Annotated in this window: 13 protein-coding genes; all 13 read left to right on the top strand. The window is 45.8% G+C overall.

Features of this window, described 5'->3' with window-relative positions:
- A partial coding sequence (locus tag R7O12_RS20135) for a flagellin (protein WP_254661342.1) occupies nucleotides 1–105 on the top strand: 105 nt, incomplete at its 5' end.
- Between the two features lie 288 nt (nucleotides 106–393).
- Nucleotides 394–1,524, top strand: a complete 1,131-nt coding sequence (locus R7O12_RS20130; RefSeq protein ID WP_005380449.1) for a flagellin — start codon at nucleotides 394–396, stop codon at nucleotides 1,522–1,524.
- 92 nt (nucleotides 1,525–1,616) lie between these two features.
- Nucleotides 1,617–2,051 carry a flagellar protein FlaG gene (flaG, locus tag R7O12_RS20125; protein WP_005380451.1) on the top strand — a complete coding sequence of 145 codons (435 nt, stop codon included), beginning with the start codon at nucleotides 1,617–1,619 and terminating at the stop codon, nucleotides 2,049–2,051.
- A 21-nt stretch (nucleotides 2,052–2,072) separates the two neighbouring features.
- Nucleotides 2,073–4,067 (top strand): flagellar filament capping protein FliD, encoded by a 1,995-nt coding sequence (gene fliD / locus R7O12_RS20120; protein WP_171344360.1) that lies wholly within the window; start codon nucleotides 2,073–2,075, stop codon nucleotides 4,065–4,067.
- Between the two features lie 3 nt (nucleotides 4,068–4,070).
- Nucleotides 4,071–4,376 carry a flagellar protein FliT gene (locus R7O12_RS20115; RefSeq protein ID WP_005380456.1) on the top strand — a complete coding sequence of 102 codons (306 nt, stop codon included), beginning with the start codon at nucleotides 4,071–4,073 and terminating at the stop codon, nucleotides 4,374–4,376.
- 12 nt (nucleotides 4,377–4,388) lie between these two features.
- Entirely contained in the window at nucleotides 4,389–4,799 is a 411-nt protein-coding gene (gene fliS / locus R7O12_RS20110; RefSeq protein ID WP_005380457.1) for a flagellar export chaperone FliS, read from the top strand.
- A 287-nt stretch (nucleotides 4,800–5,086) separates the two neighbouring features.
- Nucleotides 5,087–6,553, top strand: a complete 1,467-nt coding sequence (locus R7O12_RS20105; RefSeq protein WP_005384490.1) for a sigma-54 dependent transcriptional regulator — start codon at nucleotides 5,087–5,089, stop codon at nucleotides 6,551–6,553.
- Between the two features lie 201 nt (nucleotides 6,554–6,754).
- Nucleotides 6,755–7,786: a sensor histidine kinase gene (locus R7O12_RS20100; RefSeq protein ID WP_005380459.1), complete on the top strand. Its 1,032-nt coding sequence runs from the start codon at nucleotides 6,755–6,757 to the stop codon at nucleotides 7,784–7,786.
- A 36-nt stretch (nucleotides 7,787–7,822) separates the two neighbouring features.
- Nucleotides 7,823–9,232, top strand: coding sequence for a sigma-54-dependent transcriptional regulator (locus R7O12_RS20095; protein ID WP_053304425.1), 1,410 nt, complete (start codon nucleotides 7,823–7,825; stop codon nucleotides 9,230–9,232).
- A 122-nt stretch (nucleotides 9,233–9,354) separates the two neighbouring features.
- Nucleotides 9,355–9,666, top strand: a complete 312-nt coding sequence (gene fliE, locus R7O12_RS20090) for a flagellar hook-basal body complex protein FliE (protein WP_005384482.1) — start codon at nucleotides 9,355–9,357, stop codon at nucleotides 9,664–9,666.
- A 14-nt stretch (nucleotides 9,667–9,680) separates the two neighbouring features.
- Entirely contained in the window at nucleotides 9,681–11,423 is a 1,743-nt protein-coding gene (gene fliF, locus R7O12_RS20085) for a flagellar basal-body MS-ring/collar protein FliF (RefSeq protein ID WP_053306693.1), read from the top strand.
- On the top strand, nucleotides 11,416–12,471 hold the full coding sequence (gene fliG, locus R7O12_RS20080; RefSeq protein WP_005380470.1) for a flagellar motor switch protein FliG: 1,056 nt from the start codon (nucleotides 11,416–11,418) through the stop codon (nucleotides 12,469–12,471). The genes fliF and fliG overlap by 8 nt, the downstream gene beginning before the upstream one ends.
- A gap of 71 nt (nucleotides 12,472–12,542) precedes the next feature.
- Nucleotides 12,543–13,343 carry a flagellar assembly protein FliH gene (gene fliH / locus R7O12_RS20075; RefSeq protein WP_005380472.1) on the top strand — a complete coding sequence of 267 codons (801 nt, stop codon included), beginning with the start codon at nucleotides 12,543–12,545 and terminating at the stop codon, nucleotides 13,341–13,343.

Raw genomic sequence — 13,343 nt, 5'->3', positions numbered from 1 at the left:
GAAACGACGGCAATGACCAAATCACAAATTCTATCGCAAGCGTCAAGCTCAATCCTTGCGCAAGCGAAACAAGCGCCAAACTCAGCGCTAAGTCTGCTAGGTTAATTTCAAACCTAAGACGAGAACCTCATTGGCTCGTGGTGAGAGATGAGCGAGTAAACCCAGCTTCGGCTGGGTTTTTTTCTGTCTTTTGGGCCCCCAGGATTTCTGCGAATCACGACATTAGAGCTTCATCACATTTCAGTAAGCCAAAGAAAATAATCGCAAAAAATTGAAAATTTCTTCTAAAGGATATTCATCGGTCGCCGTTAAAGGGACTGAGAGAAATGAGATGTACCTAAGTGAGGTGAGAGACACGACGGTACATTCACTAAAGCCTTAAGGAGATCAATTATGGCGATTAACGTTAATACTAACGTTTCTGCGATGACTGCACAGCGTTACCTAAACCAGGCAGCTGACGGTCAACAAAAATCAATGGAGCGTTTGTCTTCGGGTTATAAAATCAATAGCGCGAAAGACGATGCTGCAGGTCTACAGATTTCAAACCGCTTGAATGCACAAAGCCGTGGCCTAGACATGGCAGTGAAAAACGCAAACGACGGTATTTCTATTGCACAGGTTGCTGAAGGTGCAATGAATGAATCTACCAACATCCTACAACGTATGCGTGATCTTTCGCTTCAATCGGCGAACGGCTCTAACTCAAAAGCAGAACGTGTAGCGATCCAAGAAGAAGTAACAGCGCTAAACGACGAGCTAAACCGTATTGCTGAAACTACCTCTTTCGGTGGTAACAAGCTTCTAAACGGTACTTACGGTACTCAGTCTTTCCAAATCGGGGCGGACTCAGGTGAAGCAGTGATGCTTTCTATGGGTAACCTACGCTCAGACACTTCAGCAATGGGTGGTAAGAGCTACGCAGCAGAAGAGGGTAAAGACGCCTCTTGGACTGTTGGTGAGAAAACAGAGTTCAAAATGAGCTACACCAACAAGCAGGGTGAAGAGAAAGAGCTATCAATCAGCGCTAAGCAAGGCGATGATATTGAACAGCTAGCGACATACATCAACGGTCAAAACGATGATGTAAAAGCCTCTGTTGGCGAAGATGGCAAACTACAAGTATTTGCTTCTTCTCAAAAAGTTGAAGGTGATGTTGAGTTTTCTGGCAACCTAGCAGACGAGATCGGCTTTGGTGGTCCGAAAGACGTAACAGTGAAAGACATCGACGTAACCACAGTAGCTGGCTCTCAAGAAGCAGTAGCGGTTATCGACGGCGCTCTTAAGTCCGTAGACAGCCAACGAGCTTCACTCGGTGCTTTCCAAAACCGCTTCAACCACGCAATCAGCAACCTAGACAACATTAACGAGAACGTTAACGCGTCTAAAAGCCGTATTAAAGATACTGATTACGCGAAGGAAACCACTGCGATGACTAAGTCGCAAATTCTTCAGCAAGCAAGTACTTCAATCCTGGCTCAAGCGAAGCAGTCTCCATCTGCAGCGCTAAGCTTGTTGGGCTAAGTGGTAAACCCAGCCTGAGGTCAACACCTTAGTGCTGGGGCACCAAAGCGATAGGTTCTATCGTTAGCCCATAAGGTGGAAGGGAGATTGTAATGGATATATCCTCCTACGCATCGAACATCCAGCCTTACGGCACGCCAAATGGCACAAAGTTTGCAAATAAAAATGGCAATGATATAGGCACGTCTAGCCCAGCAAATTCAAATGGTGAGATTTCGCCGCAAAAAGCGAAAAACACCGAATACGACTTCTCTGTTCAAGCTGCGCTCGAGATGGCTGAAAGCCGTCAAGAACTGAACAAAGAAGAACGTGAAAAATTGGTCGCGCAAATGAATGAATTTGTCACGTCCATAAACAAAGGAGTCGCATTTCGAGTGGATGAAGAGTCCGGACGAGATGTGGTGACGATTTATGAAGCCAATACCGGTGACGTGATTCGTCAAATTCCTGATGAAGAAATGCTAGTGGTATTGCGTCGCCTAGCTGAGCACACAGCCAACAGCGGGTTGTTGACTGAAAAAGTGTAAGTCGTTTTTAGAGGTGATTTGATGAGTTTAGGCCCTTTGGGGATGTCTGGCGGCATGGATATTAATTCCATGGTCAGCAAAATTGTGGATGCCGAACGCGTACCAAAGCAGCAACGCATCGACAACGAACGCACGACAATTAATGCCAGTATCAGTGCTTACGGACGACTCAGAGAATCATTGGATACGATGAAAAATCTCATGGCGAACTTTCGTCAGGAGAAAGCATTTGCCGTTCGCACTGTCGAAACGACCAATGACAATATCGTATCTGCCACGGCAACCACAGATGCTATCGCTGGCAAATATGCTATCGATGTGTTGCAGCTTGCTCAGAGCCACAAAGTCGCTTCTGACGTATTGCCAGAAGACGCAAAATTTGGCCCTGGTAAGCTGCAGATTTCGCTTGGTGATGAGCGTTTTAATATCGATGTTCGTTCCCGATCTAAGCTCATCGATGTCGTACGCGGCATCAATGGCGCTAAAGATAACCCTGGCGTTCGTGCATCTCTTATTAACGACGTCGAAGGTCCACGCCTTATCCTTGCTTCTAACCTCTCTGGTAAGGATTATCAAATCAGAGTCAGTGTGGAGGCAGAAAAAGGCAACCCTCTTAAATATTTCGAATACCAAACACTTGAAGACCGCGTCAACGCGCTTGAAGAAGCTCGTTCAGCGGCGGAAGATGTCTTAGGTCCTCTTAAATTTCCGGAACAACCAGCAGAAGAGCTGGATGTAAACGGCAATCCTCTACCTCCAGAAGAGCAAAAAGCGGCAGACGATGTACAAGATGATGCATCGCAAGCGCCAATCTCTGCGGCGGGTGCAGAAGCAGCCAAAGCTGGTCAAGAAGCCATTGATGAAGCCAATCGACGCGCGAGCTTACGCCCTGAAGACAGAATTCCAGGGTGGACAGAAACTGCGTCAGGTACTTTGTTGGACTCTTATGAAGAACCAGAGCTCGAACTCGACGAAAAGGCAATAGAGAAGGCACCAGATGTACCAGGCTGGAATAATGCCGCATCGGGCACCCTAACCGATTCTTACGTTACGACGAAAGAGGCTAAGCAGCTTCTTGAGCAAGAAAAAGCGGAAATCGAGCAAAAAATTGCGAGTGAAAAGCAAGCGTTAGACGAAAAAGTGGCACGTGGTGAACTTTCCGAAGCGCAAGCTAAGCAAATTCATCGCGCTAAACTTGATCCTCAAGAACGTGAGCGTCTGGAAAAAATTGATGAAGCAGAAGCGAAAATCGCAAAGGCACAATCTGCTTTTGAAGAATACCTTGGGATGACAGAAGTACAAGCAGGGCAAGATTCAGAAGTTCTGCTTGATGGCGTGGCAAAGCTATCTAGCCACAACAATGTGATTGAAGATGCGATCGAAGGTGTTGATTTAACACTAAAAGGCAAATCAGAACCGAATAAACCGCCTGCTGAAATTGGTGTCGAGTACGACCGTCAAAGTGTACGCAACGATATCGAAAACTTTGTGGCAGCGTATAACTCGTTTTATCAAACCTCCCAAGCGTTGGCGAGTGTGGATCCGGTAACTGGTCAAAAAGGGCCGTTGTCAGGTGACAGCACCGTACGCAGTGCAGATTCACGATTAAAATCGGTCTTTTCTACTCGAATCGATAAAGCACCTGAAAACCTAAAGTCCTTAACAGAATTTGGCATTACGACCACACGTCAAGGCACCCTAGAAATCAACTATGACATGCTAGACCGCCAGTTGAACAATAACTTCAACGAGTTAGAAAAGTTCTTCGGTGGCAACACAGGTTTTGCTAAACGAGTAGAAGATGCGATTCACGGTATCACAGGTATTACAGGCAGTATTCGTACTCGAGAAAAAAGTCTCACAGAACAAAATTACCGTTTGAGTGACGATCAAGCGGCATTAGATCGCCGCATGGAAAGCCTAGAGAAGCGTACTCATGCGAAGTTTACCGCGATGCAAGATGCGACCGGTAAAATGCAAGGCCAGTTAGGCGCTTTGATGAGTGCGTTGGGTTAATAAATGCAAAAAGAACTCATGGAAATTAGTGATATAGATCAACTAATTACGCAAGAATTAGAAAAAATTGATTTTAATGCTGAAGAAATTCTTCGCTTGGTCGATATCAGGGAACGGTTATTGCAAAACCTGTTACCAATTATTCATCAAAATCCTTTGGTTAAGCAGGATGCAGAGTGGCAAGCATTGCTAACTCGTACCAAAAGAATTGTCGAGCTGATGCAATCGGAAACGTCAAAGGTCGGAAAAGAGCTCCATAAGTTTCGTTATGGCCAGCGTTCACTTCAGCAGTACAAAAAATTTATTTAAAAGAGGATTACTATGCGCGGTTCTTTGCAAGCATACAAAAAGGTATCAGTCGACAGCCAGCTTAGCGCGGCTTCTCCGCACAAAGTCATTCAAATGCTTATGGCTGGTGCGATTGAGCGCCTTATTCAAGGTAAAGCAGCCATGCAAGCAGGCAATATTCCAGCAAAAGGTGAGCGCTTGGGTAAAGCGTTAGACATCATTATCGCGCTACGCAGCTGTCTATCTATGGATGACGGTGGTGATATTGCTTCAAACTTAGATTCACTGTATGAGTTTATGATCACGCAAATTTCTGCTGCTAACCATCAAAATGAGCCTCAGCTGATCGACGACGTTATCGATATTATCCGTGAGATCAAGTCCGCTTGGGACCAAATCCCAACAGAGTTTCATAATCTTACCGCTGCTGAAGTTGGTATTTAATAGTCAAAACAATGCGTTAAGATACTAGACGAATATATTTGTCAATTGCGCAACGAGTTGTGTAGCAAAGTTTCTATCAAGCTCACACCTCTCCATTGCTTGGTTGCCTTATTTTTATATTCAAATAAAATAGAAGCCATTAGTAGCCCTAATGGCTTTTTTGTTGCTGATTTTCCTATTTTGTCTATCGTAAATTGAGTGTGGTGGTTCTGCCTTCTTTAGCACCCAATTGCGCAAATCAAGGTTTGGCCGCAACGCACCTAAAATAAAGGCAATCATTCTTACTTATGCATGGTTTGGCAAAGCTGCTTGTAATTGATGATGACGCATCAAGTCGTTTAAATTTAAGCAATATATTGGAATTTGTTGGAGAAAATTGCGAAGCGGTCAGTTCTGATCAGCTCAGCGATGTTGATTGGTCTAGCGTATGGTCGTGCTGTATTGTTGGTAATATTCCAGCAGGTCAAGCGGCGAGTACGGTTATCTCTCATTTAAACAGCGCTTACCACATCCCTCTTCTAGTCATGGGCCGTTTTCCTTTGCCTGTTGATGATCTTCCAAATTTTGTTGGTGAACTAGAGCTGCCGCTTAATTACCCACAGCTTAGTGAAGCGTTACGCCACTGCAAAGATTTTCTGGGGCGAAAAGGAGTGAATGTTGTTGCTAGTGCACGCAAAAACACGCTTTTTCGCAGCTTAGTTGGTCAAAGTAGAGGTATTCAAGAAGTTCGACACCTGATTGAGCAAGTATCAAACACGGAAGCAAACGTGTTGATCTTAGGTGAGTCCGGTACAGGTAAAGAAGTTGTTGCGCGTAACATCCACTATCATTCTTCATACCGCGATGGCGCATTTGTACCTATTAACTGTGGTGCAATACCGCCTGAGCTCCTAGAAAGCGAATTATTTGGTCACGAAAAAGGCGCGTTTACTGGTGCGTTAACTGCCCGTAAAGGTCGATTTGAGCTCGCAGACGGTGGCACTATCTTTCTTGATGAGATTGGCGATATGCCAATGTCGATGCAAGTAAAGTTGCTTCGTGTATTGCAAGAACGCTGCTTTGAACGTGTAGGTGGCAATAGTACCATCAAGGTAAATGTTCGAGTTGTGGCGGCGACACACCGTAATCTAGAAAATATGATTGAAGAAGGTACGTTCCGAGAAGACTTGTTCTATCGTCTGAACGTGTTTCCAATTGAGATGCCAGCGCTGAAAGAGCGCAAACAAGATATACCATTGCTGCTGCAAGAACTGATGACACGTTTAGAGGCGGAAGGCGGACAACCTATCTGCTTTACACCTCGTGCAATCAACTCACTGATGGAGCATAACTGGCCGGGCAACGTACGCGAGTTGGCTAATCTTGTTGAGCGAATGATTATTCTGTATCCAAATAGCTTGGTGGATGTAAACCATCTACCAACCAAATATCGCTACAGTGACATCCCAGAGTTCCAACCAGAGAGCAATCCATTTGTTTCGGTGGAAGAGCAAGAGCGTGATGTATTCCAAGATATCTTCTCTGAAGATTTTAGCTTTGAAGATCAAGACGACCTTGATCACAGCATGAACGCCCCGCAAGCGCTGCCACCGGAAGGGGTTAATTTGAAAGAGCTGCTGGCTGATTTAGAAGTTAATATGATCAGCCAAGCATTAGAAGCGCAGGGTGGTGTTGTAGCAAGAGCGGCCGACATGCTGGGTATGCGACGTACTACGCTGGTGGAAAAAATGCGTAAGTACAACTTACAGCGCTAGGTAAAGTGAAGTTTTTTAAGACGATATCTGAATTATCACTTGTGCTAGTTAACATCGTTTTTCTGGCATCCAAAACCGTTACCTCTGAGTGTCAACTTATTGTCGATGGCTTAACGTCCTGATAAATATAAAAAATAGCTTGGTACGCTAATTGCTTACCAAGCTATTTTAGTTTTAGCGGCGATATTTCGACAGGCAGTAATGGATAACAACACCAATCAATCCCATTTAGATTCCGTAGAGAATCAGGTTGAGCGCTACAAACAGGTGCTCGATGTGATGCCTGCTGGAGTGATTTTGCTCGATACGTACGGAGTAGTGCGTGAAGCAAATCCAGAAGCGCACCGAATTCTTGAGATTCCACTGGTTAACGAAAAATGGTTCAACGTTATCCAGGCGGTGTTTGACCCACGTGAAGATGATGGCCATGAAGTTTCCCTGCGGAATGGCCGTAAAGTTCGACTCGCCATCTCGGCGTCTACAACAGGTCAATTGATCCTGATTACCGATTTAACCGAAACCCGTTTACTTCAAGCTCGTGTCAGTGATTTACAGCGCTTATCGTCGTTAGGACGTATGGTTGCGTCGCTTGCTCACCAAGTAAGAACGCCGCTGTCGAGCGCTATGTTATATGCATCCAATTTGGGAGCGCCAAATCTTCCTCCAGCGACAAAAGATCGCTTCCAAACCAAATTAATGGATCGACTGCACGATTTGGAAAAGCAGGTTAATGATATGCTGCTTTTTGCTAAAGGTGGTGATAATAAAGTCATTAAGCCATTCACGATTGCCCAGTTGGTAGCGGAATATCAGCCGATGGTCGAAACCGCGCTAAAAAACAACAGTATTGATTACTGCCTAGAAGTGGAAGAAGAACAAACTGAGCTACTAGGCAATGCGAACGCCATTGCATCCGCATTAAGTAATCTGGTCATGAATGCGATTCAAATGTCTGGTAAAGAATCGCAAGTCGATATTTTTTTCCGCCCGGTAAATGGTGAGTTACGCATTTCTGTGCAAGACAGCGGACCGGGTGTGCCCGAAGAACTGCAAGCCAAAATCATGGAGCCATTTTTTACCACACGTTCTCAAGGAACTGGATTAGGGTTGGCAGTTGTTCAAATGGTTTGCCGTGCCCATGACGGTCGATTGGAACTTATTTCAGAGCAGGGTGATGGAGCCTGCTTCACCATGTGCATTCCGCTAGAGCGAGTGCAAACAGAAGCGCAATAAGCGGCTTTTGGTAATAACAATTTCTGGAGAATCATAATGGCGCAAAGCAAAGTGCTGATCGTAGAAGACGATGAAGGTCTTCGTGAAGCCCTAGTCGATACTCTGGCTCTGGCAGGGTATGAGTGGTTGGAAGCGGACTGTGCTGAAGATGCACTGTTAAAGCTGAAATCGAATACGGTTGATATCGTCGTTTCTGATGTGCAAATGGCGGGTATGGGTGGCTTAGCTCTGCTCAAAAGCATCAAGCAGAATTGGCCTAACTTACCAGTATTGCTAATGACGGCGTACGCCAACATTGAAGATGCCGTGTCTGCAATGAAAGATGGCGCAATTGACTACATGGCGAAACCATTTGCACCAGAAGTGTTGCTAAATATGGTCAGTCGTTATGCACCGATAAAAAGTGATGACAACGGTGATGCTATCGTTGCTGATGAGAAAAGTCTGCGTTTACTCGCGTTGGCCGATAAAGTGGCACGTACAGATGCGAATGTTATGGTGCTAGGTCCTAGTGGCTCAGGTAAAGAAGTGATGTCGCGCTATATTCACAACGCGTCAAATCGTAAAAATGGTCCTTTTGTCGCAATTAACTGTGCCGCGATTCCTGACAATATGCTCGAAGCAACACTGTTTGGCTATGAAAAGGGCGCATTTACTGGTGCTGTTCAGGCATGCCCAGGAAAGTTTGAACAAGCACAAGGTGGCACAATCTTACTTGATGAAATCAGTGAGATGGACTTGAACCTGCAAGCGAAGTTGTTGCGTGTTTTGCAAGAGCGAGAAGTAGAGCGCCTAGGTAGTCGCAAAAGCATCAAGTTAGATGTTCGTGTGTTAGCGACGAGTAACCGTGATCTTAAGCAATACGTGTCAGAAGGAAACTTCAGAGAGGACTTATATTACCGCCTGAATGTATTCCCAATTGCGTGGCCTGCACTTAAAGAACGTAAAGGCGATATTGCACCGCTTGCCAAGCATCTTGCTGAGCGTCATTGCAGCAAAATGGGCATGCCAGTGCCTCAATTCTCGACCGTTGCGTTAGAAAAACTATTGCAATACCCTTGGCCGGGTAATGTTCGTGAATTGGATAACGTGGTTCAACGAGCGCTGATATTAAGTGAAAATGGCGACATCGATGCTGAGCACATTTTGCTTGAGGGCGTAGATTGGCAAGATGCCAATAGCTTACAACACGTGGTGCAAAATGCAGATATGGTCGTGCCCAATGTTAAGCCAGTTGCGCAAGCTGAGAATGTCAGCCGCCCCGTAACTGGTGGAGAAGGCTTAGGCAGCGAGCTGCGCGATCAAGAATACGCCATTATTTTAGAGACTTTGGTTGAGTGTAATGGTCGACGCAAAGAAATGGCGGAGAAACTGGGTATAAGCCCTCGAACCTTGCGCTATAAGCTTGCCAAAATGCGTGATGCTGGTATAGATATCCCGAATTAACACAGACAACGGCCATAAGACAAAAAGTGTAAGTAAATTGATTGCTAATGTCTTATGGCACGTTAATTGCTGTGTCAATAATCAGTTTTGTTAATAGTCAATCTTTTGGCTTAGAGGTGCTAATGAAAATTGATGGTATTCAGGCAGAAATGCGCGCCATGATGGTAGAAGCAACCAATACGGCTCCTACTGCAAGTGGGGCGAAAGTTGGAGCGGATTTTAACGATCTCCTAACTAAAGCCATCAATAACGTGAACACACTTCAAAAAGCATCTGGTGATTTACAAACCCGTTTTGATCGTGGTGATGCCGATGTATCCCTTTCTGACGTTATGATCGCTCGTAACAAGTCTAGTGTCGCTTTTGATGCGACGGTTCAAATTCGCAATAAACTCGTTGAGGCATATAAAGACCTCATGAACATGCCAGTGTAATTTAGGTAATAAGTGTGGCAGACAAGTCTACAGATTTAACCGTCACTGAAGGCGGCTCAGATGGTGCACTGGTAGCAAGTTCCGATGTGGATGTGGAGAGTCAAAATCCAGATCTAGAGGAGCGCAGTGCGTCAAAATTCGATATGGCAGTGGGCGACCTCGATTTACTTCGTCAGGTTGTGCTTGTGCTGTCGATATCCATCTGTGTTGCATTGATCGTGATGCTGTTCTTTTGGGTCAAAGAACCGGAGATGCGCCCACTTGGTGCGTATGAGACCGAAGAATTGATCCCCGTTCTGGATTATCTGGACCAGCAGAAAATCAATTATAAGCTTGATGGCAATACTGTTTCTGTTGAATCGAGTGAGTACAACTCGATCAAACTTGGCATGGTTCGTTCCGGCGTTAACCAAGCTACAGAAGCAGGCGATGATATTTTGCTGCAAGACATGGGTTTTGGTGTTTCACAACGTCTCGAGCAAGAGCGTCTCAAACTCAGTCGAGAGCGCCAATTGGCTCAAGCAATTGAAGAAATGAAGCAAGTTCGCAAAGCACGAGTGTTATTGGCACTGCCAAAGCACAGCGTATTTGTGCGTCATAACCAAGAAGCGTCTGCGTCGGTATTTTTGACATTGTCGACAGGCACGAACCTTAAGCAGCAAGAAGTGGATTCTATTGTCGACATGGTAGCGAGTGCCGTGCCGGGAATGAAAACTTCTCGAATTACCGTCACAGATCAGCATGGCCGCTTACTCAGCTCAGGCTCCCAAGATCCTGCTTCTGCGGCGCGACGCAAAGAACAAGAATTAGAACGCAACCAAGAACAAGCGCTGCGCGAAAAAATTGATTCCGTACTATTACCGATTTTAGGTTATGGCAACTATACGGCGCAGGTTGACATCCAAATGGATTTCAGTGCGGTTGAACAAACTCGCAAACGCTTTGATCCGAACACCCCTGCGACCCGCAGTGAGTACGCACTCGAAGATTACAATAACGGTAACATGGTAGCGGGTATTCCGGGTGCGTTGAGTAATCAGCCTCCAGCGGATGCCTCAATTCCGCAAGATGTGGCTCAAATGAAAGATGGTTCTGTCATGGGGCAGGGGTCAGTTCGTAAAGAGTCCACGCGTAACTTTGAGCTAGATACCACCATCAGCCACGAGCGAAAGCAGACCGGGACGGTGGCTCGTCAGACCGTTTCTGTTGCGATTAAAGACCGTCGTCAAGTTAACCCTGATACGGGTGAAGTGACTTATACCCCAATGTCCGAATCTGAAATCAATGCCATTCGCCAAGTATTAATTGGTACTGTTGGCTTTGATCAAGGCCGTGGCGATTTGCTGAATGTATTGAGTGTAAAGTTTGCTGAGCCAGAGGCTGAGCAGCTAGAAGAACCACCAATTTGGGAGCACCCTAACTTCAGTGATTGGGTTCGTTGGTTCGCAAGTGCATTAGTGATTATTGTGGTTGTGTTGGTTCTGGTTCGCCCAGCAATGAAGAAATTGCTTAACCCTACCAGCGATGATGAAGACGAAATGTACGGACCAGACGGCTTGCCGATTGGTGCGGATGGTGAAACTAGCTTGATTGGCAGTGACATCGAAAGCAGCGAACTGTTCGAGTTTGGCTCAAGTATTGATTTGCCAAACCTTCATAAAGATGAAGATGTATTGAAAGCGGTTCGCGCTCTGGTTGCGAATGAACCTGAACTGGCTGCTCAAGTAGTGAAAAACTGGATGAATGACAATGGCTAACGATATCGTACCTCAAGATGACAACGCCGCGGGAATGCCAGTAGAGCTGGATGTTTCAACCATTACTGGCGAAGAAAAAGCGGCAATTTTGCTACTGAGCCTTAATGAACAAGATGCAGCTGGCATTATCCGTCACCTAGAACCAAAACAGGTTCAGCGTGTTGGTAGTGCGATGGCTCGCGCGAAGGATCTCAGCCAAGACAAGGTATCTGCTGTTCATCGTGCGTTTTTGGAGGATATCCAGAAATACACCAACATTGGTATGGGCAGCGAAGACTTTATGCGTAATGCACTGGTTGCCGCTCTTGGTGAAGACAAAGCCAACAACTTAGTTGACCAGATCCTACTTGGTACGGGCTCAAAAGGTTTGGATTCTTTGAAATGGATGGACCCACGCCAAGTGGCGAGCATTATTGTCAATGAACACCCACAGATTCAAACTATCGTATTGTCTTATTTAGAAGCAGACCAATCTGCAGAGATTTTGTCTCAGTTCCCTGAGCGCGTGCGTTTGGATCTGATGATGCGTATTGCCAACCTTGAAGAAGTTCAGCCATCAGCATTGGCAGAGCTGAACGAAATCATGGAGAAACAGTTCGCGGGTCAAGCGGGTGCACAAGCAGCCAAAATTGGCGGCCTGAAAGCAGCAGCGGAGATCATGAACTACCTAGACAACAACGTCGAAGGTTTGTTGATGGAACAAATTCGCGATCAGGACGAAGACATGGCGACGCAAATCCAAGACCTAATGTTTGTCTTCGAAAACTTAGTCGAAGTGGACGACCAAGGTATTCAGAAGTTGCTGCGTGACGTACCACAAGACGTGTTGCAAAAAGCACTCAAAGGTGCAGATGACTCGTTACGTGAGAAAGTCTTCAAGAACATGTCTAAACGTGCTGCTGATATGATGCGTGATGACATAGAAGCGATGCCGCCAGTACGAGTGGCAGATGTAGAAGCCGCTCAGAAAGAAATCTTAGCAATTGCCCGTCGAATGGCGGATGCTGGTGAGCTCATGTTGTCTGGCGGTGCTGACGAATTCTTATAATTTCTATTGCTTCGCAATTATCCTATTGCGGAGCACCCTCACTTCTTAATCGAACACACAATAGGTAACCCATGGCTGGCGATAGAAAACGTGGATTTATCCGTCCTGATGAAGATGATTCGATGATCGAACCTCAACGTTGGGGGCTGCCTGATTATGGCGAGCCTAAAGCCAAACAAGCAAAACAAACCGCGTTCAACTATGACCCGGGGTGGGTGCCGAATTTTGATGAGCCTGAAGAAGAGCAGCCACTTGCGCTAACCGAAGAGCAAATTGAACTGATTAAGCAAGGTGCTTATCAAGAAGGCTTACATCAAGGTCAGGAAGCTGGCTTTAAGCAAGGTTACGACAAAGGTAAAGAAGAAGGGTTGCAAGCCGGCCATGCTGAAGGTCTCGAGCTCGGAAAAGCTGAAGGGGTAACTGCAGGGCAAGAATACATTCAGCAGCAAGTTGAAACTTTTATGAACTTGGCCAATCAGTTTGCTCAACCTTTGGAGTTGATGAATGCTCAGGTTGAAAAGCAGCTGGTGGATATGGTGCTCTGCTTAGTCAAAGAAGTGGTGCACGTTGAAGTACAAACCAACCCTCAAATTATTTTAGATACAGTGAAGCAGTCGGTCGAGGCGCTACCAATATCAGGCCACCCTATTACCTTGCACCTGAATCCAGAAGATGTCGCGATTATTCGTTCAGCTTATGGTGAAGAAGACCTTGATTGTCGCAACTGGACGTTAGTTGCTGAACCATCGCTCAATCGAGGTGACGTCCAGATTGAAGCCGGTGAATCAAGCATTAATTATCGCATGGAAGAACGCGTCAAAAGCGTATTGCACAGCTTTTGTGGCGCCAACCGTCATCAAGAGGGTGAGTAA

The organism is Vibrio sp. Vb1574 (assembly GCF_033338675.1).
This window is presented reverse-complemented; position numbering and strand designations above follow the sequence as displayed.

Bases quoted from the DNA above. Each gene is read 5' to 3' on its own strand.
- R7O12_RS20130 (WP_005380449.1), top strand. From the start codon at position 394: ATGGCGATTAACGTTAATACTAACGTTTCTGCGATGACTGCACAGCGT.
- flaG (WP_005380451.1), top strand. From the start codon at position 1,617: ATGGATATATCCTCCTACGCATCGAACATCCAGCCTTACGGCACGCCA.
- fliD (WP_171344360.1), top strand. From the start codon at position 2,073: ATGAGTTTAGGCCCTTTGGGGATGTCTGGCGGCATGGATATTAATTCC.
- R7O12_RS20115 (WP_005380456.1), top strand. From the start codon at position 4,071: ATGCAAAAAGAACTCATGGAAATTAGTGATATAGATCAACTAATTACG.
- fliS (WP_005380457.1), top strand. From the start codon at position 4,389: ATGCGCGGTTCTTTGCAAGCATACAAAAAGGTATCAGTCGACAGCCAG.
- R7O12_RS20105 (WP_005384490.1), top strand. From the start codon at position 5,087: ATGCATGGTTTGGCAAAGCTGCTTGTAATTGATGATGACGCATCAAGT.
- R7O12_RS20100 (WP_005380459.1), top strand. From the start codon at position 6,755: ATGGATAACAACACCAATCAATCCCATTTAGATTCCGTAGAGAATCAG.
- R7O12_RS20095 (WP_053304425.1), top strand. From the start codon at position 7,823: ATGGCGCAAAGCAAAGTGCTGATCGTAGAAGACGATGAAGGTCTTCGT.
- fliE (WP_005384482.1), top strand. From the start codon at position 9,355: ATGAAAATTGATGGTATTCAGGCAGAAATGCGCGCCATGATGGTAGAA.
- fliG (WP_005380470.1), top strand. From the start codon at position 11,416: ATGGCTAACGATATCGTACCTCAAGATGACAACGCCGCGGGAATGCCA.
- fliH (WP_005380472.1), top strand. From the start codon at position 12,543: ATGGCTGGCGATAGAAAACGTGGATTTATCCGTCCTGATGAAGATGAT.